General features: G+C 71.4%; 20 protein-coding genes. 10 read left to right on the top strand and 10 right to left on the bottom strand.

Going from position 1 to position 24,419, the window contains the following annotated elements; translation table 11 throughout:
* Positions 1-14: 14 nt before the first annotated feature.
* On the top strand, positions 15-779 hold the full coding sequence (locus ACQEU1_RS16170) for an IclR family transcriptional regulator (RefSeq protein WP_433201676.1): 765 nt from the start codon (positions 15-17) through the stop codon (positions 777-779).
* A gap of 91 nt (positions 780-870) precedes the next feature.
* Here the strand turns inward: ACQEU1_RS16170 and ACQEU1_RS16165 are convergent, their stop codons facing one another.
* On the bottom strand, positions 871-1,878 hold the full coding sequence (locus ACQEU1_RS16165; protein ID WP_433201673.1) for a DUF2891 domain-containing protein: 1,008 nt from the start codon (positions 1,876-1,878) through the stop codon (positions 871-873).
* Positions 1,879-2,044: 166 nt separating this feature from the next.
* Here ACQEU1_RS16165 and ACQEU1_RS16160 point away from each other — a divergent pair, with 166 nt between their 5' ends.
* On the top strand, positions 2,045-3,433 hold the full coding sequence (locus ACQEU1_RS16160; protein WP_433201670.1) for a class II 3-deoxy-7-phosphoheptulonate synthase: 1,389 nt from the start codon (positions 2,045-2,047) through the stop codon (positions 3,431-3,433).
* Positions 3,434-3,492: 59 nt separating this feature from the next.
* Here the strand turns inward: ACQEU1_RS16160 and pknB are convergent, their stop codons facing one another.
* On the bottom strand, positions 3,493-5,535 hold the full coding sequence (gene pknB / locus ACQEU1_RS16155) for a Stk1 family PASTA domain-containing Ser/Thr kinase (protein ID WP_433201667.1): 2,043 nt from the start codon (positions 5,533-5,535) through the stop codon (positions 3,493-3,495).
* A gap of 77 nt (positions 5,536-5,612) precedes the next feature.
* Between pknB and ACQEU1_RS16150 the strand changes: the two genes are divergently transcribed.
* Positions 5,613-5,981: an Rv2175c family DNA-binding protein gene (locus ACQEU1_RS16150; protein WP_433201664.1), complete on the top strand. Its 369-nt coding sequence runs from the start codon at positions 5,613-5,615 to the stop codon at positions 5,979-5,981.
* Between the two features lie 95 nt (positions 5,982-6,076).
* Here the strand turns inward: ACQEU1_RS16150 and ACQEU1_RS16145 are convergent, their stop codons facing one another.
* The 3 genes from ACQEU1_RS16145 to ACQEU1_RS16135 form a co-directional block, all read right to left on the bottom strand.
* The gene (locus ACQEU1_RS16145; RefSeq protein ID WP_433201661.1) at positions 6,077-6,985 is read right to left on the bottom strand and encodes a phytoene/squalene synthase family protein; all 909 of its coding nucleotides are present in this window, start codon (positions 6,983-6,985) and stop codon (positions 6,077-6,079) included.
* Entirely contained in the window at positions 6,982-8,430 is a 1,449-nt protein-coding gene (gene mptB / locus ACQEU1_RS16140; RefSeq protein ID WP_433201658.1) for a polyprenol phosphomannose-dependent alpha 1,6 mannosyltransferase MptB, read from the bottom strand. The genes ACQEU1_RS16145 and mptB overlap by 4 nt, the downstream gene beginning before the upstream one ends.
* A 169-nt stretch (positions 8,431-8,599) precedes the next feature.
* Positions 8,600-9,703 (bottom strand): polyprenyl synthetase family protein, encoded by a 1,104-nt coding sequence (locus ACQEU1_RS16135; RefSeq protein WP_433201655.1) that lies wholly within the window; start codon positions 9,701-9,703, stop codon positions 8,600-8,602.
* Between the two features lie 68 nt (positions 9,704-9,771).
* Here ACQEU1_RS16135 and metF point away from each other — a divergent pair, with 68 nt between their 5' ends.
* Positions 9,772-10,653, top strand: a complete 882-nt coding sequence (metF, locus tag ACQEU1_RS16130) for a methylenetetrahydrofolate reductase [NAD(P)H] (RefSeq protein WP_433201652.1) — start codon at positions 9,772-9,774, stop codon at positions 10,651-10,653.
* Here the strand turns inward: metF and ACQEU1_RS16125 are convergent.
* A complete protein-coding gene (locus ACQEU1_RS16125; RefSeq protein WP_394621773.1) occupies positions 10,650-11,312 on the bottom strand; it encodes a DUF3153 domain-containing protein in 663 nt (220 codons plus the stop codon). The two genes, metF and ACQEU1_RS16125, sit on opposite strands and share 4 nt — an antisense overlap.
* 99 nt (positions 11,313-11,411) lie before the next feature.
* On the opposite strand from ACQEU1_RS16125, the gene ACQEU1_RS16120 reads away from it, so the two are divergent.
* Complete coding sequence (locus ACQEU1_RS16120; RefSeq protein WP_433201648.1) at positions 11,412-13,064, top strand: DUF885 domain-containing protein; 1,653 nt, start codon at positions 11,412-11,414, stop codon at positions 13,062-13,064.
* Between the two features lie 316 nt (positions 13,065-13,380).
* Here the strand turns inward: ACQEU1_RS16120 and ACQEU1_RS16115 are convergent, their stop codons facing one another.
* Positions 13,381-13,875: a VOC family protein gene (locus tag ACQEU1_RS16115; protein ID WP_433201645.1), complete on the bottom strand. Its 495-nt coding sequence runs from the start codon at positions 13,873-13,875 to the stop codon at positions 13,381-13,383.
* 24 nt (positions 13,876-13,899) lie between these two features.
* On the opposite strand from ACQEU1_RS16115, the gene ACQEU1_RS16110 reads away from it, so the two are divergent.
* Positions 13,900-15,471 (top strand): alkaline phosphatase D family protein, encoded by a 1,572-nt coding sequence (locus ACQEU1_RS16110; RefSeq protein ID WP_433201642.1) that lies wholly within the window; start codon positions 13,900-13,902, stop codon positions 15,469-15,471.
* Here the strand turns inward: ACQEU1_RS16110 and ACQEU1_RS16105 are convergent.
* Positions 15,448-16,194, bottom strand: a complete 747-nt coding sequence (locus tag ACQEU1_RS16105; RefSeq protein WP_433201639.1) for a maleylpyruvate isomerase N-terminal domain-containing protein — start codon at positions 16,192-16,194, stop codon at positions 15,448-15,450. The genes ACQEU1_RS16110 and ACQEU1_RS16105 overlap by 24 nt on opposite strands.
* Positions 16,191-16,658: an SAV_6107 family HEPN domain-containing protein gene (locus tag ACQEU1_RS16100; RefSeq protein WP_433201636.1), complete on the bottom strand. Its 468-nt coding sequence runs from the start codon at positions 16,656-16,658 to the stop codon at positions 16,191-16,193. The genes ACQEU1_RS16105 and ACQEU1_RS16100 overlap by 4 nt, the downstream gene beginning before the upstream one ends.
* Before the next feature lie 203 nt (positions 16,659-16,861).
* On the opposite strand from ACQEU1_RS16100, the gene ACQEU1_RS16095 reads away from it, so the two are divergent.
* The 4 genes from ACQEU1_RS16095 (at position 16,862) to ACQEU1_RS16080 (ending at position 19,718) form a co-directional block, all read left to right on the top strand.
* Positions 16,862-17,404, top strand: a complete 543-nt coding sequence (locus ACQEU1_RS16095) for a YbaK/EbsC family protein (RefSeq protein ID WP_433201633.1) — start codon at positions 16,862-16,864, stop codon at positions 17,402-17,404.
* Positions 17,401-17,964: a GNAT family N-acetyltransferase gene (locus ACQEU1_RS16090; protein WP_433201630.1), complete on the top strand. Its 564-nt coding sequence runs from the start codon at positions 17,401-17,403 to the stop codon at positions 17,962-17,964. Before ACQEU1_RS16095 ends, ACQEU1_RS16090 begins: the two co-directional genes overlap by 4 nt.
* A gap of 141 nt (positions 17,965-18,105) precedes the next feature.
* Positions 18,106-18,735, top strand: a complete 630-nt coding sequence (locus tag ACQEU1_RS16085; RefSeq protein WP_433201627.1) for a GntR family transcriptional regulator — start codon at positions 18,106-18,108, stop codon at positions 18,733-18,735.
* Positions 18,732-19,718: a 1-aminocyclopropane-1-carboxylate deaminase gene (locus ACQEU1_RS16080; protein WP_433201624.1), complete on the top strand. Its 987-nt coding sequence runs from the start codon at positions 18,732-18,734 to the stop codon at positions 19,716-19,718. Before ACQEU1_RS16085 ends, ACQEU1_RS16080 begins: the two co-directional genes overlap by 4 nt.
* Positions 19,719-19,820: 102 nt before the next feature.
* Here the strand turns inward: ACQEU1_RS16080 and ACQEU1_RS16075 are convergent, their stop codons facing one another.
* Positions 19,821-24,365 carry an ATP-dependent helicase gene (locus ACQEU1_RS16075; protein WP_433201621.1) on the bottom strand — a complete coding sequence of 1,515 codons (4,545 nt, stop codon included), beginning with the start codon at positions 24,363-24,365 and terminating at the stop codon, positions 19,821-19,823.
* Positions 24,366-24,419: the final 54 nt, after the last annotated feature.

Genomic DNA, 24,419 nt, shown 5'->3' with positions numbered 1-24,419 from the left:
GGCACGATCGGGTCATGACCGAGGTCCCGAACACCCTGCTCGGCAAGGTGATGACGGTGCTCAACGCCTTCGGAGCCGACGACGACGAGCTCGGCTTCGCCGAACTGGGCCGCCGCACCGGCCTCTCGAAGGCGACCCTGCACCGCCTGCTCGGCGACCTGGTCGAGGTCCGCCTCCTGGACCGCGGCAGCCGCGGCTACCGCCTGGGCGGCCACCTGTTCCAGCTGGGGATCCGGGCCTCCGTCGAACGGCGCCTGGTCGAGGTGTCCACGCCGTACCTGGAAGACCTCTACGAACGCACCCACGAGACCGTCCACCTCGGCATCTCGGAAGGCCACGACGTCGTCTACGTCGCCAAGATCGGCGGCCACCGCCAGACCCCGACCCCGTCCCGCCTGGGCGGCAGGATGCCGCTGCACGCGTCGGCGATCGGCAAGGCCCTGCTCGCCCACTCACCCGCGGCGCTGCTCGCCTCAGTGCTCTCGGCCCCGCTGGAACGCCGGACGCCGCGCACGATCGCGACGCCGGGGATGCTGCGGCGGCAGCTCGCCACCGTCCGCGAGACGGGGGTGGCCTACGAGTTCGAGGAGTCGCGGGTCGGGCTGTGCTGCGTGGCGTCGCCGGTGCTCGGGCACGACGGCGAGGTGGTGGCGGCGGTGAGCGTCGCCGGCCCGACCACCCGGTTCGACCCGCGGGCGCACGCGGCCTCGGTGCACGCGGCGGCGACGGGCATCGCCCTCACCCTGATCCGCCGGGCAAGCCTCACCGCGGGCCACTGATATCCGATATCCGATGTACCGGACCTGGCCACTGATATCCGATATACCGGGTGCGGCCGCTGATATCCGATACATCAGCGGCCCGGCGGTGTCAGAAGGCCTTCACGTCCAGGTACGCGCCGAACGTGCCGAGCCAGTGGTCGGCCATGTACCCGTGCCCGCCGAACACGTAGCTCCACCCCGCCTCGCGGTGCGCCGCCGACGCGGTCCGGGCGAGCGACACGTACCGGTGCCCGTCCGGGAGGGCGTCCGCGATCGCCTCCCAGTTCCACGCGCGCGACAACGCGAGCCCGGCGAGGTGCGAGCCGTACGGGTCGCCGGGGTCGTCGACCGGGAACGGCTCGCGCAGCACGCGCCACCGTTCCGCCGTCAGGTCCGGCAGGTAGGCGTCGAGCCAGCCGGCGAACGCGTCGGCGGGCAGGGCGCGGCGCATCAGGTCGGCCGTCGTCAGCGCGGGGGAGAGGAAGTCGGCGGCGTCGGGTTCGAAACCGCCGTACCCGGCCTCGTCCCCGTGCCAGCGCAACGCGGCCGCGACGCACGCGTCGGCCAGTTCGGTGTCGCCCAGCGCCACGGCGGAGTCGTGGACCAGGCCCGTCGCGAACGCCGTGTTGCTGTGCGTGCCGGTGCGGATCGGCAGGCGCGCGGCCGAGACCCACTCCAGCCATCGGTCGCGCAGCACGTCCGCGATCGGCGCGACCGACCACGGCAGGTCCGAGGTCCGCAGCTCCGCGTCGAGCAGCAGCAGCCACGCCCAGCCGTACGGGCGCTCCCAGTACCGCCCGGCCGGGGAGGCGAAGAAGTCGGCCTCGACGGCGCAGTTGTCGGGGGTGACGAGCTTGTCGAGAGCGTTGCGTGCCGTGTCCGCTCCCGAGAGAGAGGGACGCAGACGCAGCAGCCGCACGGCGAGCCACGTCTGGTGCACGCACGAGTGCCAGTCGAACGACCCGGCGAACACGGGGTGCAGCACCCGTTGCGGCACGAGGCGGTGGTCTCCGTCGATCACGTGCGTCCAGTGCACCGGGTGATCGCGTTGGATGTTGTCGATCGCGATGCCCAGCAGCCGGGTCGCGGTGCTGTCATCCAATCGGGTGGCGTCCATGGCCCACATCATGCAATGAGATGTCTCGACTGGGCAGAGGTCGATAGTTGACCAGTAACAGACTTCACTCCGGTGGGGGTGTGGGCCACGTCGCCTGGAAACCACGTGCTGGACAGCTGACAGGCCCGGCAGGGTCTCTCAGTGTGGGACAACTAGGATGAGCAGCGTGAACTGGACCGTGGACGTGCCCATCGACACGCTTCCCGAGCTTCCGCCGCTGCCTCCCGAGATGCGCCAGCGCCTGGACGACGCCCTGTCGCGCCCGGCCGCCCAGCAGCCCGAGTGGCCCGACGCCGAACAGGTGCGTCGCGTGCGGACCGTGCTCGAGAGCGTGCCGCCGATCACCGTGCCCGCCGAGATCGACCGGCTGCACACGCAACTGGCGCAGGTCGCGAACGGTGAGGCGTTTCTGCTGCAGGGCGGTGACTGCGCGGAGACGTTCGCTGACAACACCGAGCCGCACATCCGCGCGAACATCCGGACCCTGCTGCAGATGGCCGTGGTGCTGACCTACGGCGCGAGCCTTCCCGTGGTGAAGGTCGGCCGCATCGCCGGCCAGTACGCCAAGCCCCGGTCGTCGGGCATCGACGCCCTCGGCCTGCCGTCCTACCGCGGCGACATCATCAACTCCCTGGTCGCGACGCCCGAGGCGCGCATCGCCGACCCCGGCCGCATGATCCGCGCGTACGCCAACGCGGGCGCGGCCATGAACCTGCTGCGCGCGCTCACCGGCGCGGGTCTCGCCGACCTGCACCGCGTGCACGACTGGAACCGCGACTTCGTGCGCACCTCGCCCGCGGGCGAGCGCTACGAGGCGCTGGCGGGCGAGATCGACCGCGGCCTCAAGTTCATGTCCGCGTGCGGCGTGAACGACCAGTCGCTGCACGGCACGGAGATCTTCGCCTCGCACGAGGCGCTGCTCCTCGACTACGAGCGCGCGCTGCTGCGCCTCGACACGACGGGCGACGAGCCGCGGCTCTACGACCTGTCGTCGCACTTCGTGTGGATCGGCGAGCGCACCCGTCAGCTCGACGGCGCGCACATCGCGTTCGCGGAGATGCTGTCGAACCCGATCGGCCTCAAGATCGGCCCGACGACGTCGCCGGAGCTCGCCGTCGAGTACGTCGAGCGCCTCGACCCGCACAACCGGCCGGGCCGCCTGACGCTCATCTCGCGCATGGGCAACCAGAAGGTGCGCGACGTGCTGCCCGCCATCATCGAGAAGGTCGAGGCCAGCGGCCACAAGGTCATCTGGCAGTGCGACCCGATGCACGGCAACACGCACGAGTCGTCGACCGGCTACAAGACCCGGCACTTCGACCGCATCGTCGACGAGGTCCAGGGCTTCTTCGAGGTGCACCGCCGTCTCGGCACGCACCCCGGCGGCATCCACATCGAGCTCACGGGTGAGGACGTCACCGAGTGCCTCGGCGGCGCCCAGGAGATCTCGGACGACGACCTCGCCGGCCGCTACGAGACGGCGTGCGACCCGCGCCTGAACACGCAGCAGTCGCTGGAGCTCGCGTTCCTCGTGGCCGAGATGCTGCGCTCGTAACTCCAGCCGAACGACGAAGGGCCCCGCGTCGAGAACGCGGGGCCCTTCGCTTTGCGGCCCTAGAGGCCGACGATCGTGATCTCGGTACCTCGCCGCACCCGCTGACCCGGCGGGATCGACTGGTTCACCACGGTCGCGTTGTTGCTCTTGTTGAACTCGACCTTCACCTTCAGGCCGGCCCGTTCGAGCTCCTCCTTCGCCTCCCGCACCTTCTTGCGGGCGACGTCCGGCACCTCGACCTCGCGGTTGTTCTCGAAGAACACCGTGACGCGCTTGCTCTGCGTCGGGTCGAGCACGGTGCCCGCGGGCGGGTCCGTGCGGGCCACCCGCGACCCGCCGTTCTCGGCGGCGTCCTCGCCACCCGCCTCGACGACCTCGATGCCCGCGCGCTGCAGCTCGGCGAACGCCTCGTCCTTCGTCTTGCCGACGACGTTCGGCACCGGCAGACGCGGCGGCGGTCCCTTGCTCAGGATCAGGATGACCGGCGAGTCGAGGTTGAGCGTCGTGCCAGGACGTGGGTCGACGCCCACGACCTTGCCGATCGGCACGGTGTCGTGGAACGCGTCCTTCGCCGCGTCCTTGGCGGCCTTCAGGCCCGCCGCCTGGATCTCCTTGGTCGCCGCGTCCACCTCGGCGCCGGTCTGGATGAACGGGACCACGGGCTTGCCGCGCGACACGACGATCTTCACGGACTCGTTCTTGCGCAGCTCGGTGCCCGGAGCGGGATCCGAGCTGATGACGGTGCCGTTGGGCACGTCGTTGGACGCCACCTTCTCGATCAGCCCGGTGAGGTCGGCCTTCTGGAGCAGCAGCATCGCGTTCTGCTCGGACTGGCCGGTCACCGTCGGCATCTCGGTGTAGCGGGCGGCGTTCACGTAGTAGGAGAACGCGCCGATCGCGATGATCAGCACGGCCGCCACGGAACCCCAGATCGTGAAGAGCTTCTTGCGCCGCTTGCGCTGCTCCTCGACGGGGTCGACCTTCGGCTTCTTCTGCGCGGGACGGCGGCGCGGCGGTGCGGGCGGGTCCTGCCGCTGCATCGTGCGCGTCGCCGAGATGCCGGGCGGGGGCGTGGGCGGACCGGTGTTGATGGTCGTCATCGCCGACGCGTTGGAGCTCGCCGGGCCGATCGGCGGCTTCGGCACCACCGGCCTGGTCAGCTCCGCCGCCGACGGCGGCGTCGCGCCCACCGCGACCGGGACCGGCCGCATGATGACCGTCCGGTCGTTCTCGGGCAGCGAACCGGGCACGGGCACCGGCTGCGGCGTGAGGCCCAGCTCCGTGCCCACCCGCTCCAGCTCGGCCAGGAACGCGTCGGCGTTCGCGGGCCGCAGCACGGGGCTGCGCCGCGTCGACTTGCGCACCAGCGTGTCGAGCGCCAGCGGGATGTCGGGAACCGACGGGACGTCCGAGTTCACGTGCTGGTAGGCCACCGAGAGGGGCGTCTCGCCCCGGTACGGCGCCTGGCCCGCCAGCATCTCGTAGAGCACGATGCCGGCCGCGTACACGTCACTGCGCGCGTCCGCGGCGCCCGTTTCCACCTGTTCAGGTGAAAGGTAGGCGACGGTGCCGAGGATCTCGCTGTCGCTCGTGACGCCGTTGACGCCGATCGAGCGCGCCAGCCCGAAGTCCGCCACCTTGACCTGGCCGCCGGGTCCGATCAGCACGTTCTCCGGCTTCACGTCCCGGTGCACCAGCCCGGCGCGATGTGCCGCGCCCAGCGCGGACAGCACCGGCCCGAGAATGCTCAACGCGACGGCGGGAGGGAGCTTGCCGCGCTGGTTGAGCAGGTCACGGAGGTTGCCGCCGTCGATCAGCTCCATCACCAGGTACACCTGGTCACCGTCGACGCCCTGGTCGTGCACGGACACCACGGCCGGGTGATGCAACTGGGCCGCGGCCCGTGCCTCGCGCTCGAAGCGCGCCACGAACGCGGGGTCGGCAGTAAGGTGAGGATCCATCACCTTGATGGCGACATCGCGATCGAGGCGGGTGTCACGACCTCGATAGACGGTGGACATGCCACCCCGTGCGAGCACGGAGTCCACCCGGTAGCGCTGCTCCAGCAGTCCACCCATCACGTTCGAAACCGACCTCTCCACAGTGCGAGATGGTAAAGCTCAGGATGACCCGGTTGGCGGAAGGGCGTTCCCAGTTCGGTTATGGCATTGTGACCCCCGTGAGTGCGATTCCTGCCGCTGCGGATGTACTGGCTGCCGACCTGGAGGTTCTCGACCTCCCCGAGGTGGCCGACCGAATGGGGCTTCCGGTCACCCGGGTCCACCAACTGCTGCGCGACGGGCAACTGCTCGCCGAGCGGCGCGCCGGCGTTCTCGTCATCCCCGCGGCGTTCCTCGCCGCCGGAGGAGCCGTGGTCAAGGGTCTGCCCGGCACCATCACGGTGCTGCGCGACCAGAACTTCTCCACGGCCGAGATTCTGCGCTGGCTCTTCACGGAGGACGACAGCCTCCCTGGCACTCCGATCGAAGCATTGCGCGGAGACCGTGGGCGCGAGGTAAAGCGCCGCGCGCAGTCCATGGGCTTCTAGACCACCTGACACGGCGGTTCCGGGCGTCTCCGCAGACGAGAGGCGCCTGGAGCCGCCGTGCGCGTCTCCGGGCCCCGCTACGGCTAAAGCAGGCCTCACCGCGACGTCACTGGGGGCGTCACCGGCTGCGTCGCACGGGCGAGAAGGGCACGGCCCGCGCCGGGCGCCGCCACGGCCAGCCGCCGCCATCCCGGCACGGCCACGCGCCGCCACAGCACCTCGCAGCCGACGAGCGCGAGGATGTCGCGGTACAGCGTGAACGCGGTCCGGACGCACGGCCGCGACGCCGCCGTCAGCATTCCGATGCCCGGCTCCGCCGACTGATATATCGCATATGAGTGTGCGACGAGGTCGTCGAGCGCCGCGCGCACCCGCTCGTCCGCGCGACGACCTCGTCGCACCCACCACAGCAGGTCGAGGTCGACGCCGTGCGCGGCGAGGACGTCCTGCGGCAGGTAGACGCGGCCGCGGTCGAGGTCCTCGCCGACGTCGCGGAGGAAGTTCGTCAGCTGGAACGCCACGCCGAGCCGGGCCGCGTACGGGGCCGCCTCCTCGCGCGGCACGACGGTGCCGAGCACCGGCAGCATCTGCAGGCCGATGACCTCGGCCGAGCCGTGCACGTAGACGCCGAGCGCGTCGAGGTCCGCGTACTCCGTCACGTCGAGGTCCATCCGCATCGACGTGAGGAAGTCGGCGAACAGCGACCGGTCGATGTCGTAGCGGCGCATCGTGTCGGTGAGCGCGTTCAGGACGGGGTTCGACGGCTCCCCGCTCGTGACGTCGCGGTCGAGGAGCGTCTCCAGGCGGTCGAGTTCACTCGCGCGGTCCTCGACCCCGGCGGCGTCGACGATCTCGTCGGCCCAGCGCGCGAACGCGTACAGCGCGTGCACGGCGGGACGCTGCTCAGGCCGCAGCAGCGTCGTGGCCAGGAAGAACGTCCTGCCGTACCGCGCGTTCACCCGGCGGCAGGCGGCGTAGTCCGAGGCCAGGCTCGCGGTGCTCATTCGTAGCGGGAGGACAGGCCGAACGGGTCCGGCTTCACCAGCGACCGCGCCGCGACACCCGACACCACCAGCGCGAAGAACAGGTAGCCCCACGAGTACAGGGCCGTGTCGCCGTTCGGGAACGTCACCAGCATCAGGAACAGCGACGCCACCACCATGGTGACCAGCGCGCCCGTCGTCCACGCGAACCCGGCGGCGAGGGCCAGCGGCCAGCTGAAGTACCAGGGCAGCGTCGCGGGGGACAGCAGCGCCACGGCCAGCATCGTCAGCGCGCCGCGGCGGATCGTGTCGCGCACCTCGCCGTCGCGCGACGCCCACCACTGCGTGTACGCGATCCAGACCAGGACCACGGACCCCAGGGCCCGCGCCACGCCGAGGAAGATGCCGCCGTCGACGTAGACGAACCAGTTCACGACCATGCGCACGAAGTCGCCGACCGCGCTCGGCAGCGACAGCCAGTTGATGATCATCGACGAGCTGCGCAGCGCCGGGATCCAGCCGAGGCTCACCCCGGCGATCACCGTGCACACCGCGAACGTCCCGAGGAACGCCACGAGGCCGGGCACCAGCGCCTTGCGGAACTGGGTCTTCCGGTCGCCGTCGAGGCGCGCCGCCCAGATCCAGACGAGGAACGGCACGATCACGACCGCCGTCGCCTTCACCGAGAACGCGAGGGCGAGCAGCACGAACCCGAGCACGTGCCTGCGGTCGAGCACCAGCAGCACGCCGGCCGCCATGAGCCCGATCATCAGCAGGTCGTTGTGCGCGCCGCCGATCAGGTGGATCAGCACCAGCGGGTTCGCCGCGACCAGCCACAGCGCGATCGTCGACTTGCCGCCCAGGTGCCTGCTCAGGCCCGGCAGCGACCAGCACAGCAGCACCAGGCCGCCCGCGAGCGAGAACCGCATGGCGACGACGCCGAGGATGACGCTCGCGTCCGTGATCCACACGATCGCCTTCGCGACCAGGATGAACAACGGCCCGTACGGCGCCGGCGTGTGCTGCCACACCCAGCTGACGTTCTCGCTCAGCGTGCTCTGCAGCACGGCGGGCCCGACCGTGTACGGGTCGTACCCGCTCAGCGCGAGCTGGCCCTGCGCCAGGTAGCTGTAGATGTCCTTGCTGAACAGCGGCGGTGCGAAGAGCAGCGGCAACGTCCAGACCGTCACCGCGACCAGCACCGCGAAGTCGCCGATCTCACCCCACCGCACGAGGCGGCCGAGCCGGATCCACGCCCAGATGACGAGGCCGAGGCCGAGGTACAGGACCATGCTCGCGAGGTCGCGGCCGTGGCCGTAGCGCAGCCAGCTCAGCCCCACCTGGGCGAGCAGCGGGTCGCGCTCCAGGATCGCGCCGGCACCCATGCCCCCGAGCGCGATCAGCGCCACGCCCAGCAGGCCCAGCATGGTCGTGCGGATGGGGATGGCGTAGGTGTTCGCGCGCACGACTGGATCAAGCTCCTGTGGAGACGCCTCGGAGCTCGTGCGGGGGAGGGACGGAGTTGCTGCCATCGCCCGAACATCGTTGCACAACGCGCGGAAGCGTCAGCAGGCAACGGCCCACACGGTCACGAGCAGTTAACCAACTCTCAGGAAAGAGGTTCCTTGATCGACTTCAGAAGGCCCGCTTCGTCGAGCTGATCGCGAGGTCCGCGAGCTTGGCCGCGGCCGGTTCGGCGACGGGGGCGTCGTCGAGGGCGGCCAGCGCGCTCTTCGTCAGCTCCTCGATGCGCTCCTCGACGGCGTCGACGGCGCCGACGTCGACGAGCGCGCGCCGGACCTCCTCGACGGTCTCGAGGTCGAGGTCGGGCTTGCCCAGGGCGATATCCAATATATCGGCGCCGAACTGCATGCCCAGCGCCACGAGCAGCGTGCGCTTGCCCTCGGCGAGGTCGTCGCCCGCGGGCTTGCCGGTGACCTCGGGGTCGCCGAACACGCCGAGCAGGTCGTCGCGCAGCTGGAACGCGACGCCGATGTCCGCGCCGAACGCCCGCAGCCCGTCGATCAGCTCCGGCGAGCCGCCCGCCATCGCCGCGCCCATGTGCAACGGCCGTTCGACGGTGTACGCGGCCGTCTTGAGCCGGTCGATGCGCACCGCGGCGTCGGGCGACGAGTCGCCCCGCGCCTGCGTCAGCACGTCGAGGTACTGGCCCGCGAGCATCTCCGTGCGCATGTCCCGCCACGGCTCGCTCATCCGGCGCAGCACCTCGGCGGGCAGCCCGGCCGCGAACAGCATGTCGTCCGCCCACGCCAGCGCGACGTCGCCGATCAGCACGGCCGCCGACATGCCGAAGCGTTCCGACGACCCGAGCCAGCCCTGCTCGCGGTGCCGCGCGCCGAACGCGATGTGCACCGTCGGCCTGCCCCGGCGCACCGAGGAGGCGTCCATCAGGTCGTCGTGGATCAGCGCGCACGCCTGGATCAGCTCCAGCGAGCTGACCGCCGTGAGCACCTCGTCCGCGAGCTCGCCGTCGGGGTCGCCCCCTGCCGCGCGCCAGCCCCACCACGCGTAGGTCGGGCGGATCCGCTTGCCCCCGCCCAGCACGAAGTCGGAGAGCGCGTCGACGGCGCTCGCGAAGCTAGGGTCCATCGCCTCTCCGGACGCGCGCCGGGAGGCCAGATAGGCGGTCAGTGCTTCTTCGACGTGCTGGGGCAAGGCGACGTCGATGGGGTGGTGGGACACACGTCCATGGTCCGCTGTGTCCCGGGACACGCGCATGTCGGGTCCGGCGTACCACATGGTGAGCTGGTGTCTCACCCAGCGGAAGACCCACTAGGGTTGGACCCATGACGTCGGTGGTGGACAGGCTCCAGGGGGAGTCCCCCAAGTTCTCGGTGGAGTTCCTGCCACCCAGGGACGCGGAGGACGAGAAGGTCCTCTGGAAGGCCGTCCGCGAGCTCGAGGGCCTCGACCCGGCGTTCGTGTCGATCACCTACGGCGCCGGCGGGTCGCGCCGCGACCGCACGATCCGCGCCACCGGCCGCATCGCGCAGGAGACGACGCTGCTGCCCGTCGCGCACCTCTGCGCCGTCGACCACTCGGTGGCCGAGCTGCGCAACGTCATCGGCTGGTACGCGGCGATCGGCGTGCGCAACGTCCTCGCGCTGCGCGGCGACCCTCCCGGCGACCCGATGGGCGAGTGGGTCGCGCACCCGGAAGGCCTGAACTACGCCGACGAGCTCGTCTCGCTCGTGCGCGAGCTCGGCGACTTCTGCGTGGGCGTGGCGGCGTTCCCGTACGGGCACCCGCGCTCGGCCGACCTCGACACCGACCTGAAGTTCCTGCTGCGCAAGCTCAACGCGGGCGCGGACTACGCGGTGGCCCAGCTGTTCCACGCGCCGGAGCCGTTCCTGCGGCTGCGCGACCGGGTGGCGGACGCGGGCTGCACCGCCGCGATCCTGCCGGGCATCATGCCGATGCTGTCGCCGCGCGGGCTGTCCAAGATCGTGGAGCTGTCCGGCGCCGACCTGCCGCTCGACGTCGTGCGGCGGCTGGAGCCGTACGCGGACGACGTCGCGGGGTTCCGGGCGACCGGCATCGACATCGCGACCGAGATGTGCCAGCGGCTGCTCGACGAGGGCGTTCCCGCGCTGCACTTCTACACGATGAACAGGTCGAAGGCGACGAAGGAAGTGCTGGGGCGCCTGGGTCTGGTCGCCCGCGCCTAGATCGTGACGTTGCGCTTGTGCGCGATGAGCGCGAGCACGACGACGATCAGAGCGGCGCCGCCGGTGAGCCCGGCGACCAGCAGCGCCCAGCCGAAGAACGACTGGGAGTTCTCGCCCGCGTACTGCACGGTCGCCTGGAGCATCGAGGCCTGACCGGGCTTCGGAGACCACGCGATCGTGTTGTTCTCCTCCTCTCGGCCGTTGGTGTTCACGATCTTGCCGGGGAAGCTGACCTTGATCTGGATGTCCGCGCGTTCCACCGGGACCTGCGTCAGGTCGACCGACCCCGACAGCGTGACAAGATCACCCGACCGGCGGAAGTTCAGGCTGTAGCGGCTGTTCGACGAGCTGGTGGTCATCGACAGCGTGCGCATCTCGTCGAACGACAGCCCGTTGAAGAACAGCTGCGTGCCGGCGTAGGACTCCACCCGGTACGGCTTGGTGGTCACCCGGCTCGCGAGCTCCGGTGGCACCTTGAGCTGCGGGCCGGGATCGTTGTCCTGCGTCGGAGGTGTCGCCGCGACGATCTCGCCGGAGATGCGGTCGTCGTCCGACACGGCCATGGCCGCGTACACGCGCACGCAGCCACTCAACGAGAACAAGGTGAGCAGCAAGAAGACCGGCAGCAGCAGTGCCCGGGAACGACGCACGGCGGACATCCTGCCAGGGCGGCCCAAACGACGCAGGTCCCCTCCGAAGGTCGTGAGCTTGACTAACTACCTTTTGGTGCCGAGGGGCGCGAGGTAGCGTCTCGAAACATGGCATCCGTGCACGACATCAGCAACAAGTTCGTCCGCGACTTCGTGGCGCTCGACCCCATCACGGCCACGAGCCTGGGCTTCGCGGGATCCGACGACCAGCTCACGGACCTCTCCCCGGACGGGCACGCCGCGCGCGACGACCTCGCCGCCCGCGCCCTCGCCGACGTCACCGCCGCCCAGCCCGCGGATGCCTCCGAGGAAGCGGCCCGCGCCGTCTTCCTGGAACGGATCGGGCTGGAGCACGAGCTGTACGAGGCAGGCGAGACCGAGTCCTCGCTGAACGTCATCGCGAGCCCGATCCAGTCGGTGCGCGACATCTTCGACCAGATGCCCACCGACACCCCGGAGCAGTGGGCCACGATCGGCCGCCGCCTCGCCGCCGTGCCCGCCGCACTGGACGGTCTGCGCGCCTCTCTCTCGCACGCCGCCTCCCGCGGAAACGTCTCCGCGCTGCGTCAGGTCACCCAGGTCGCCAAGCAGTGCGACACCTTCGCGTCGACCTTCTTCATCCCGTTCGCCGCCTCCGCGAACGTCGACGGCACCGTGCGCACCTCTCTCGACGCCGGCGCACAGGCCGCAGCCGCCGCCTACGCCGACTTCGCGTCGTTCCTGCGCACGACGCTCGCACCCCAGGCGCCGGCGAAGGACGCCGTCGGCGAGGAGCGCTACCGCCTCGGCTCGCGCTACTTCACCGGCTCGCGCCTCGACCTCGCCGAGGCCTACGCGTGGGGCTGGGAGGAGTTCCTCGGCATCGAGGCCGAGATGAAGGAGATCGCGGCGCGGCTCAAGCCGGGCGCCTCCCTCAAGGAGACCGCCGAGTACCTCGACGAGCACCCGCGTTACCAGGTGCACGGCCAGGACGGCCTGCGGAACTGGATGCAGGAGCTCTCCGACAAGGCCCTGCTCGACCTGCGCGACGTGCACTTCGACCTGCCCGACGCGCTGATGAACCTCGAGTGCAGGATCGCCCCGCCCGGTGGTGCCGTGGGCGCCTACTACACGCCGCCGACCGCGGACTTCTCCCGTCCCGGCCGCATGTGGTGGTCGATCGCCGAGGGCAAGTCGGTGTTCCCGACGTGGCGCGAGACCTCGACGGTCTACCACGAGGGCGTGCCGGGCCATCACCTCCAGTGCGCGACGGCGGTGTACCAGTCCGAGAAGCTGAACGACTTCCAGCGCCTCATGTGCTGGGTGTCGGGCCACGGCGAGGGCTGGGCGCTCTACTCCGAACGCCTCATGCGCGAGCTCGGCTACCTCGACGACGACGGCGACCTGCTCGGCATGCTCGACGCGCACCTGTTCCGCGCGGCCCGCGTCATCATCGACATCGGCATGCACCTGGAACTGGAGATCCCGGCGGGCACCGGCTTCCACCCCGGCGAGCGCTGGACGCCCGAGCTCGGCCTGGAGTTCATGCTGACCCGCACCCTTTCCGAGCCGGCCCACGTCCACGACGAGATCGACCGCTACCTCGGCTGGCCGGGCCAGGCGCCGGCGTACAAGATCGGCGAACGCCTGTGGCTCGCCGCCCGCGAGGACGCGCGGACCCGCAAGGGCGCCGACTTCGACCTCAAGCGCTTCCACACGGAGGCCCTGGAGATGGGTTCGATGGGCCTCGACACGCTGCGCGAACGGCTGGCCGCGCTGTAACCGACCGGTTGGTTGCAATGCTTTGACCAGAATTCGTGGTCCTTGTGCACAGACGTTCGCGGTCGTCCGCGACGTCTGTGCACAAGGGAACCTGTCGGCCAGGTGATATATCGGATATCAGCGGGGTTGCGTCCGCAGGCGGATCGACCGGATGGGCACCGCCGCCGCTCTTGATCCGCTGCGACAGCTGATGAGCCAGGCACTGCGCGAGGCTGTAGCCCTTGCCGGTGCCGCCCACCTCGGCGTTGAGCTCTCGGGCGACCTCCGGGTACGCCCTGTCGACCTTGACCGGCTGTCGCGGGATCGCTTCCGGGCGTCACGCAGGATCGGCGTAGCGGACGCGCACCCGGTTCGTGATCGGCTCCGGATCGTCGGTCCGCACGAACTCGAGCCACGGGCCGGGCTCTGGCCGCACCGACGCGAACCCGTCGCCGTCGCGCACCACCGGGTGGCCGGTCGCCTCGGCCGACGCCCGCGGGTCGGGCGAGTCGACGACGACGGCCGCGATCACGCCGGGGTACTCGGGGCGGGGTTCGAGGACGCAGAACTCGTTGCCCTGCGGGTCGCGCAGCACCACCCAGGGCACGTCGGCCTGGCCGACGTCCGCGTGTTCGGCGCCGAGCTTGAGCGCCCGCGCGACGATGTCCGCCTGGTGTTCGGGTGTCGACGAGGCCAGGTCGATGTGCACCCGGTTCTTCTCGATCTTCGGAGCGTCGCTCCACACGAACGTCAGCTCGATCTCGTCGCCGGCGAACTCGGACCAGAACGCGGCCAGCGCGGAGGGATCCGCCGACTCGAACGTGATTTCCACGCGTGCGAGGGTACTGTCTCGCGCGTGGCGAAGCTGGTGCTCGGACCCCTCCTGAGGCATGTCGACTCAACGTCCGCGACGGTGTGGGTCGAGGCCGACACCTCGTGCGAGGTGGACGTCAACGGACGCACGGCGCGGACGTTCCAGGCGGGTGCTCAGCACTTCGCCCTGGTACGGCTGGAAGAACTGGGGCCGCGCACCGAGTACGAGGTCAGGCTCGACGGCGACCTCGTCTGGCCGGAACCTGACAGCGAGTTCCCGAAACCCGTCATCCGCACCGGCGAGGTCCGCCGGATCGCCTTCGGGTCGTGCCGCGCCGCGCCCACCCAGCCGCTCGGGCCCGACGCGCTCGACGCGTTCGCGCAACGGCTGATGAAGACTCCAGAACAGGAGTGGCCGCAGGCCATGATCCTGCTGGGCGACCAGGTCTACGCCGACGAACCCACCGAAGACACCAAGCAGTGGCTGAAGAAGCGCCGCGACGGCACGGAGGAACCCGACGGCGAGGTCGTCCACTTCGGTGAGTACGCCCGGCTCTACCACGAGACCTGGGGCGACCCGGAGATCCGCTGGCTGCTGTCGGTCGTGCCCACCGCGATGATCTTCGACGACCACGACGTGCGCGACGACTGGAACACCTCGGAGACGTGGCGCAAGCAGATGGCCGACAAGCCGTGGTGGAAGGACAGGGTCCGCGGCGCCATCGCCTCCTACTGGGTCTACCAGCACCTGGGCAACCTCAGCCCGGCCGAGCTGGCGAAGGATCCCTTGTACGCCAAGGTGAAGGCCCAGGACACGGACGTGCTGCCGATGCTGGAGGAGTTCGCCGAGGCCGCCGACAAGGAGGTCGACGGCCACAAGTCGACGTGGTGGAGCTTCCGCCGCGACTTCGGCAGGGCCCGGCTGCTCATGGTCGACACGCGCTGCGGCCGCATCCTCGACGAGGGCGCGCGGCAGATGGTCAGCGACGACGAGTTCGCCTGGATCGAACGCAACACCGAGCACGACGACGAGTACGACCACCTGCTGATCGGCTCGTCGCTGCCGTGGCTGATGCCGCACGCGCTCAGCCACCTCCAGTCCATCAACGAGATCGGCGCGCAGAAACCCGGCTGGCAGGGCTGGGCCGCCGAGAAGATCCGGCAGGCCGTCGACCTGGAGCACTGGCCCGCGTTCCGCGCGTCGTTCGACCGGCTCTCCCGCATGATCGAGAAGGCCGGGAACAACGGCGCCGCGACGGTGTGCGTGCTCTCCGGCGACGTCCACCACAGCTACGTCGCCGAGGCCGAGTTCGCCAGTCCCACCAAGGCGGTCGTCGCGCAGCTCGTCTGCTCGCCGATCCACAACGAGGCGCCGAAGATCCTCCGGCCGGGGTTCCGGCTGTCGTGGTCCCGCCCGGCCTCGAAGGTCTTCCGCCGCCTCGCGACGTTCGTGGGCGTGCCGGAGGACCTGGTGCACTGGCGCAAGACCAGCGGCCCGCACTTCGGGAACTCCGTGGCACTGCTGGACTTCGACGGCCGCCGCGCCCGTTACCGGCTGATCTCGGCAACGGGCGGGGAGACGGCGTCGGTGTCACTTGGTCGCGAGCCGCAGTAGCGCCCACAGCTGCGCGACCGCGTCGTGGTCGCCGATCGTCTCGACCAGCCGGTCGGGCAACCGCCCCCACAACCAGCGGTACATCGTCATCGGGCTCGCCGACACCTGCGCGTCCGCGACGTGCGCGTCCTCCGGGTCGACCACCCGCCACGCCGACGCGCCCTGCGGACCGCAGCGCGTGAGCCACAGGTGATCCTCGACCTGGATCGTGACGAGGCTGTCTCGCGACCCCAGCACCCCGAGCACGTCCAGCTTGTGGCCGAGCCACAACGTGAGCACCTCGTCGACGCCGTCGACCGCCACCTCGTCGGCGACGGCACCGACCTCCATGCCCGCGGCGCCCTGGACGTCCATGCGGTGCAACGTCGTCTCGTGCGCGAGCCGCCGCCGCCAGAACCCGTGGTTCTGCTGTTGCGGCCACCACGTCGCGCACGGCTCGTCCTCGTCGTGCGCTTCGAGCCGCGCGATCACGGCCTGCGCGCCCGACCGCATGAACTCCAGCGGGTCGCCGCCGGGTTCCGGGTGGTCCTGCCACTCGCCGGCCTCTGGCTCGCGGCCGAGGTCCATCCACGCCAGCGCCCAGCGGTAACCGCCGCCGACGTGCCGCACGGTCTCCCCGAGGTTCAGCCCCGGACAGGCCGGCACGCCCTTGTGCGGCGGCTGGCCGAGCGCGGACATGGACAGCAGTTCCGCCTCGCGCCGCAGAACTTCCAGGTGGTTCACCTTCGTGCCTCGCTCATCACGCGGTCGACGAGCGCCACGAACTGAGCGGTCTGGCGCACCAGGTCGTCGGCCGTGCGCGCGTCGACGTGCCTGGTGATCCCCGCGAGCACGGCGGCCCGCGTGGACGACCACGACGCGAAGAAAGCCGCCCACTCACCCAGTTCGGGTGCGATCGCCGTGAGCAGCACCCACGCGCTGGTCGGCCGGGAACGCCCGCGATGAGGCCGTCCGCGCAACGCGAGCACCGCGGCGGCGGCGCGCAACGCGGCGAGGTAGGCGGTCGCGAACCGCTCGGACGGCTCCGGCGTGCTCTCCGCCTCGGCGAGCGAGTCGTGGGCCTGTCGCAGCAGGGCCAGCGCGGACGCCGGCGGCAACGACAGGGGTAGTGGTTCCGGCCTCGGTACGGGCAGTGGAATCGGGACGGGGACTGGGAAGGCTGCCGGATTCGTTGGTTCGGCTGTCATCTCGGCCTCCTCGTGGCGTCGGCGAACGACGTCACCGCCGAGGGGAAGCCGGCGGCTCTCGGAGGTGGGGTGCTTCCCCCACCCCACCTCCGAGGCATGGTGAGACTCGAACACATGTTCGAGTCCCCCTCAGCGTAGCTCCCGGCCGATGGATTCCTCAACCCGCCCCACCACGTGGGCGCGAGTCGTGGTCTGATGGAGACGTGAGTGCGCTCGAACACCCCGGAATCCGCAAGGTCGCGGAAGCCCTGCCGCCCGCCACCGCCGAACGCATCGTCGTGCTGCCGGACGCCGTGCGGACAGCGGCGGCCGCGGCGCAGGCGGTGGGCGTGCAGGCGGGCGCGATCGCGAACAGCCTGGTCTTCGCCGCCGTGCGCGACGGCGAGGCCGCCCCGTTGCTCGTGCTGACGTCGGGCGCGCACCGCGCGGACACGTCGCTGGTCGCCGCGCTCGTGGGCGCGGACGCCGTCAAGCGCGCCGACCCCGAGTTCGTCCGCGAGCACACGGGCCAGGTGATCGGCGGCGTCTCGCCGGTCGGGCACCCGGCGCCGATCGAGACCCTCGTCGACGAGTCCCTCTCCGGCTATGTCGAGATCTGGGCCGCCGCAGGGCATCCGCACGCCGTCTACCCCACGACGTTCGCGGACCTCGTCGAACTGACCGGCGGCCGCGTGGCCGTCGTGTCCGCTGAGGGGTCCGATGCCGCGTCCGGTTCTGCGTCTGTTCCCGGGGAGGTGCCGGCATGACGGCGTCGCCGCGCCTGGAGCGCATCGTCGAGTTCACCGCGCAGGAGCTGAACGTGCGGCTGGGCGAGGCCCTCGCCCTGTACGTGACGGCCATGAACTACCCGCCCGGCACCGTCGAGCAGCGCGCCCCGATGTGGCTCGCGCACATGATGCGCGAGGACTGGCGCTGCGTCGTCGCGCTGGGGGAGCAGGACGAGCTCGTCGGCATCGGCTACGGCTACCGGGGCGCGTCCGGTCAGTGGTGGCACGAGCAGGTGCGGCGCGGCCTCATGCAGGTGTCGCCGCCGCCCGTCGTCGAGGACTGGCTCACCGACTACTTCGAGCTCACCGAGCTGCACGTGCTGCCGCGCGCCCAGGGCCGCGGCCTCGGCGAGGACCTGCTGCGCCGCCTGATGGAGGGCGTGCCGTCCTCCCGCGTGCTGCTCTCCACGCCGGAAGGCCCGAGCAAGGCGTGGAAGCTCTACCGCCGTGTCGGCTTCGTCGACGTGCTGCGCCACTACCAGTTCACCGGCGACCCGCGCCCGTTCGCCGTCCTCGGCCGGACCCTGCCCGTCGTCTGACCCTGCCCGTCGGCTGGTCTTCCCCGTCGCCTGACCTTCCCTGACGGCCGACCTTCCCTGCGTCACCCGAGCCCCCGAGCCGCTTCCTGGCCAGGGGGCTCGTTGTTGCGATCACCGGGTCCCGCCCCTACTCTCACCAATATGCAATATATTGGATATGGGTCACTGAAGGAGCGGGCGGCGGCGGAGATCCGCACGGCCATCGTGCGCGGCGACCTGGAACCGGGCACGCCGATCAAGGACGTCGAGCTCGCCGAGAAGCTCGGCCTGTCCCGCACCCCGGTGCGCGAGGCGCTCGCCACGCTGACCGACGAGGGCCTGGTCGAGACCAAGCCGCACGCGTACACGAGGGTCACCGCGCTGGAGGCCGAACCCGTGCGCGACGCCCTCGTCGTCGTGCAGTCCATGCACTCCCTCGCCATCGGCATCGCGGTGCCGAAGATGACGGCCGACGACATCGCCGCGATGCGTGCCGCGAACAAGGCCTTCAAGAAGGCGCTCGACGCCGACGACGCCACCGCCGCGCTGGCCGCCGACGACGACTTCCACGCCGTCGCCGTCCGCTGCTGCGACAACTTCGCGATCACCGCGACCATCGACCGCTACACCCCGCTGGTGCGCCGGCTCGAGCACAGCCGCTTCTCCTCGCCGAACGCGCGCCACTCCGTGACGCAGCACGAGCAGATCATCGAGGCCTGCGAGAAGGGCGACGACCTGCGGGCCGCGACCTTGGCCGACCAGAACTGGAGCACGCTGAAGGAGGAACTGTGAACAGATTCCCGTTGCTCTTCGGGCCCTCGCCGGTCCACCGCCTCGACCGCCTGACCTCCCACCTCGGCGGCGCCGCGGTCTGGGCGAAGCGCGAGGACTGCAACTCCGGCCTCGCCTACGGCGGCAACAAGACCCGCAAGCTCGAGTACCTCGTCGCCGACGCCCTCGCCACCGGCTGCGACACCCTCGTGTCCATCGGCGGCATCCAGTCCAACCACACCCGCCAGGTCGCGGCCGCCGCGGCCCGCGCCGGTCTGAAAGCCGTGCTGGTGCAGGAGAGCTGGGTCGACTGGACCGACACCGGCAGCGACCGGGTGGGCAACATCCTGCTCAGCCGCATGATGGGAGCCGACGTCCGGCTGGTCAGCGCCGAGTTCGGCATCGGCGTCAAACCCGCCTGGGAACAGGCGATCGAGGAGGTCCGCGCCAACGGCGGCAAGCCCTACCCGATCCCGGCCGGCGCCTCCGACCACCCGCTGGGCGGCATGGGCTTCGCGAACTGGGCCGACGAGGTCCGCCGGCAGGAAGCGCAGCTCGGCGTCTACTTCGACACGATCGTCGTCTGCTCCGTCACCGGCAGCACCCAGGCGGGCATGGTCGCGGGCTTCGCCGGCGAGACCGGCCGCCGCGTGCTCGGCATCGACGCCTCCGCCAAGCCGGCCGAGACCCTCGCCCAGATCACCCGCATCGCCCACAACACCGCCAAGCTCCGCGAGGTCGCGGTGTCCGAAGAGGACATCCTCCTCGACGACCGCTTCCACGCCGGCACCTACGGCATCGCCGACGAGTCCACCGTGGACGCCATGCGCCTCGGCGCGAGCCTCGAAGGCATGATCACCGACCCGGTCTACGAGGGGAAGTCTCTGGCGGGGCTCATCCACCTCGTGTCGTCGGGGGAGATCGGCCGCGACTCCACCGTCCTCTACGCACATCTGGGCGGCCAGCCGGCGCTGAACGCCTACAGCTCGCTGTTCCCGGCGTAGCACCGGGGGAGAGGGCGCGGCACGAAACGGCGCTGTGGCAAGGAATGCGTGAGCGAACACGCACGCCCTGACGTCACGCCCTCAGACGTCATGCCCCAGATGTCACGCTCGGAGGCGCAAGCCCTTGGGCGTGGCCCGGAAGCCCGCCTCCTGCAGCACCGTGGCCAGGTGCGAGGTCAAGGCCACCTCTCCGTCGGCCCGCTGGACGGCGAGCTGGCCCAGCCAGCCGTCGCGGACCGCCCGGCTCAGGGCGTTCGCGGCGATGCGGAGGACGGGCTCGTCGTCGGTGAACGACAGCAGGGACTTGCCTCCTCTCTCCACGTAGAGCGCCGGTGTGCCGTCGACCAGCACGGCCAGCGCGCCTGCCTTGCGGGCCGGCCTGTGCTTGCCCTCGCCCAGCGGCGGCGGCCAGGGGAGCGCGGCTCCGTAGGGCTGGGCCGGGTCGGCCGCGGCCAGGACCACGGCCTGCTGGTCCGACGGGGGTTGCTGGCCCGGCGGGCGGGAGAGGGCTCGCATGCGGTCCACCGCGCCTCGGGCCGCGAACTGGGCCGCGCCCAGACCCTCGACCACGTAGCCGCGGATCACCTGACCGGACTCCTCCATGGCGCGCAGGACCTTGTAGACGCCGCTGAAGCCGCCTGTCACCCGTTCGGTGTCGAGGGCGCCCCTGGTCAGGACGCCGTGGCGTTCCAGGAAGGCCTCCGCTCTGGCGTGGGCTCGGCGGGTCGGGTCCTGGGCCGGGACCACGGCCAGGGACCAGCGGCCCGCGGCGGTGGGCGGGCCCGTGCGGGACGGCATGTCCGGGCGGGCGGCTCGCAGGCGGGCGTAACGGCCCCGGGGAGTGGCGCGGCGGGGTTTGTGGGCCGCGCCACCGCCGGAGACCAGGGCCCGCAACGGGGACAGGGTGTCGTTGGTGATCAGGCCCGCCCACACCAGGTCCCAGAGGGTGCCGACGACCTCGGCGTCCGTGCACGCCACGGACGCCGAGGCGCGGTCCACGACCTGGCGGAAGAACAGGGCGCCGCCCGCCAGGGCCTCCAGGACGGCGGTGTGCAGCGGGGACTCCGGGACGGACTCCGGCACCAGGTCCGGCAGCAGCAGGTCGGCCACGTCGGTGGGGGCCAGCGCGATCCAGCCGTCGCCGCCGCTCAGGGCGCCGCAGCCGGTCCAGGTCACCTCGCCGGACGCCGTCAGCTCGTCCAGCAGCGCCGGGTAGTAGCCGGGCAGGCGGGACGGCATGAGCAGGGACTCCAGCGCGCTCGCCGGGAGCGGGGCGCCCGCCAGCTGTTCCACCACCGAGAAGACGTCGTCGATCGTCGGGGCCGAGCGCAGGCGGCGGCCCAGGCCGTGCCACTGCGGCAGGAACCGCCCCAGCGCCGCGGGTTCCACCGGCTCCACCTCGGAGCGCAGCAACGCCAGCGAGGCCCGGCGCAGGCGGCGCAGGACGTCCGCGTCGCAGTACTCGGTGTGCGTGCCGCCGGGGCGCAGTTCGCCGCGCACCAGGCGGCCGGTCGCCGCCATCCGTTCCAGCACCGCCGTCACCACGGCGACGCCCAGGCCGAAGCGGGCGGCCGGTTCCGAGGCGGGGAACGGGCCGTGCGTGCGGGAGTAGCGGCTCAGCAGGTCGCCCAGCGGGTCCGCCACCGGCTCCGTGAACGCCTCGGGCACACCCACGGGAAGGGCCACGCCCAACGCGTCGCGGACCCGGCCCGCGTCCTCGATCGCGATCGTGCGTTCCTCGCCCGCGATGCGCACCCGGATCGCACGCCGCTGCGCCAGCAGCTCGTCCAGCCACTCGCGCGGGACGCCCCGCTCCAGCGCCTCGGCGTCGGAGAGATCTCCCAGGAACCGCAACAGGTCCGCGGTGTCCTCTGCGTGCCGGGGGCGCCGGTCCTCGCTCAGCCGCTGCAGGGCGCGTTCGACCTCGGCCACCACGTCCGGGTCGAGCAGCTCGCGGATCGCCTCCGAACCCAGGAGCTCCGCGAGCAGCGTCGAGTCGAGCGACAACGCGGCCGCGCGGCGTTCGGCCAGCGGCGCGTCGAGCTCGTAGAGGAACATGCCGACGTACCCGAAGAGCAGGCTGCGCGCGAACGGCGACGGCGACTTCGTCTCCACCTCGACCACCCGCACCCGCCGCGCGCGGACGTCCGCCATCAGCTCGCGCAGGCCCGGCACGTCGTAGACGTCCTGCAGGCACTCGCGCATCGCCTCCAGCACCACCGGGAAACGCTCGTACTTCGAGGCCACCGACAGCAGCTGCGCCGACCGCTGCCGCTGCTGCCACAACGGCGTGCGCCGGCGCGGATCGCGGCGGGGCAGCAGCAACGACCGGGCCGCGCACTCGCGGAACCGGGCCGCGAACAACGCCGAGCCGCCCACCTCCGCGACCACGATCTGCTCGACCTCGTCCGGGTCGAGCAGCACGTCCTCGGCGCTCGCCGTCACCTCCACGCCCTCGTAGTCCAGCGCGTCCGGCAGCCGCAGCACGATGCCGTCGTCGGAGTGCGCCGCCTGCACCTCGACCCCGCGCTTCTCCCGCAACCGGGCCGCGATCGCCAACGCCCACGGCGCGTTCACCTGCGCGCCGAACGGCGAGTGCACGACGAGCCGCCAGTCGCCCAGCTCGTCGCGGAACCGCTCCACCAGCACGGTCCTGTCGTTCGGGACGTGCCGGGTCGCCTCCCGCTGCTCGCCCAGGTACGCGAGCAGGTTGTCCGTCGCCCACTCGTCCAGCCCGGCGGACGTGGCCCGCTCCCGCGCCGCCGCGTCCTCCATCGTGGACACTTCGCGCAGGAACTTCCCCATCGCCCGGCCGAGCTCCAGCGGACGGCCCGGCGCGTCGCCCTTCCAGAACGGCATCCGCGCGGGCTGCCCCGGCGCGGGCACCACGATCACCCGGTCGTGCGTGATGTCCTCGACCCGCCACGACGACGTGCCCAGCAGGAACGTGTCGCCGACGCGGGACTCGTAGACCATCTCCTCGTCGAGCTCGCCGACCCGCGAACCCGGGCCGTTCTCCGAGGCGGGCGTCATGACCGCGAACAGCCCCCGGTCGGGGATCGTGCCCCCGGACGTGACCGCCAGCCGCTGCGACCCCGGCCTGCCGCGCAGCTCGGAGTTCACCCGGTCCCAGGTGATCCGCGGCCGCAGCTCGCCGAACTCCTCGGACGGGTACCGCCCCGACAGCATGTCGAGCACCGCGTCCATCGCCGAGTCCGGCAGCCCGGCGAACGGCGCCGCCCGCCGCACCAGCGCCGTCAGGTCGGCGACCGGCCACGACTCCATCGCCACCATCGCGACGACGTGCTGCGCCAGCACGTCGAGCGGGTTGCGCGGGAACTTCACGGCCTCGATCGCGCCGTCGCGCATCCGTTCCGCCACCACCGCGCACGACACCAGATCGCCCCGGAACTTCGGGAACATCACGCCCCGCGACACCGCGCCCACCTGGTGCCCGGCGCGGCCGACGCGCTGCAGACCGGAGGCGACCGACGGCGGCGCCTCGACCTGCACCACCAGGTCGACCGAGCCCATGTCGATGCCGAGCTCCAGCGACGACGTGGCCACCACGCACGGCAACCGGCCCGACTTCAGGTCCTCTTCCACGGCCGTGCGCTGCTCACGCGACATCGACCCGTGGTGCGCGCGGGCGACGGACGCCGTCTTCTGCACCGTCATCCCCGACTGCCCGATCGCCTCGGCGGGGAACGACTCCAGCTCGGCGGTCTCTTCCGCGAGCTCGTTCAGGCGCGCGGTCAGCCGTTCCGCGAGCCGCCGCGAGTTCGCGAACACGATCGTCGACCGGTGCGCCCGCACCAGCTCCAGCACCCGAGCCTCGACCGACGGCCAGATGGACGTGCGCTGCTCGGCGCCGGCGGCCGACCCCGACACCTCGCCCGTCGGCTGGCCGAGCAGCGCCATGTCCTCGACCGGTACCTCCACCTCGACCTGGATGGTCTTCGGCGTCTTCGGCTGCACGACCGTGATCGGCCGCCCGCCGGACAGGAACGTGCTGATCTCCTCGACCGGCCGCACCGTCGCGGACAGCCCGATCCGCTGCGCCGGGCGCTCCAGCAGCGCGTCCAGCCGTTCGAGTGACAACGCGAGGTGCGCGCCGCGCTTGGTGCCCGCCACCGCGTGCACCTCGTCGACGATCACCGTCTCCACGCCCCGCAACGACTCCCGCGCCGACGACGTGAGCAGCAGGAACAACGACTCCGGCGTCGTCACCAGCACGTCCGGCGGGGTGCGCCCGAACGCCCTGCGTTCCTCCGGCGACGTGTCGCCCGTGCGCATGCCGACCGTGATCGACGGCTCCGCGAGCCCCAGCCGCTGCGAGGCCTGCCTGATCCCGGTCAGCGGCGCGCGCAGGTTGCGTTCGACGTCCACCGCCAGCGCCTTCAACGGCGACACGTACAGCACCCGGCACCGCCGCTTCGGCTCGCCGGCGGGACCGGCCGACGCCAGCCGGTCGAGCGCCCACAGGAACGCCGCCAGCGTCTTGCCCGAGCCCGTCGGGGCGATGACCAGCGCGTGCTCGCCCGCCGCCGCGGCCGCCCACGCCCCTGTCTGCGCCTGGGTTGGCGCGGCGAAGGCCCCGGCGAACCACTGCCTGGTCGCCGGTGAGAATGCCTCCATCACGTCCATGGCGACCATCATGACGCCGGGGTCCGACAATTTCTGATTACGCAGGTCCGAGCA

The sequence above is a fragment of the Lentzea sp. CA-135723 genome, from assembly GCF_050936595.1.
Classification (GTDB): domain Bacteria; phylum Actinomycetota; class Actinomycetes; order Mycobacteriales; family Pseudonocardiaceae; genus Lentzea.
Note: the sequence above shows the minus strand (reverse complement) of the source record. Positions and strands in the feature narration are given on the sequence as shown.